Origin of the sequence: Vibrio sp. S12_S33, from assembly GCF_963889785.1 — a bacterium.
GTDB lineage: Bacteria > Pseudomonadota > Gammaproteobacteria > Enterobacterales > Vibrionaceae > Vibrio > Vibrio aestuarianus.
In genome coordinates this window covers 1-201 of record NZ_CAWPQZ010000507.1, presented here as the reverse complement: position 1 = coordinate 201, position 201 = coordinate 1, and the positions used below count along the sequence as shown (strand labels likewise).

Here is a 201-nt window from a genome sequence, read left to right as displayed (position 1 = left end):
CGGTATCGACATCCGTTTGGGTCACGGTGTAGGTTTGCGTTGTCACACTGCTATCTGGGTTGGTGATGGTTAAGGTCACCGTATCACCCACTTCCACACCCGTTGGAATACTCACCACCGTTTCAACACCGTCATTGTTCTCTGCCACGCTCACGCTGCCGTCCGCTGCGTCCGCGATGGTAAGTGTTGGCGCCGCAGTTG

The 201-nt window shown here is 56.2% G+C and carries 1 protein-coding gene; it reads right to left on the bottom strand.

The window, feature by feature from the left end:
- The coding region (locus AACW06_RS20910; protein ID WP_202884154.1) for a hypothetical protein at positions 1 to 201 on the bottom strand (201 nt) is incomplete at both ends.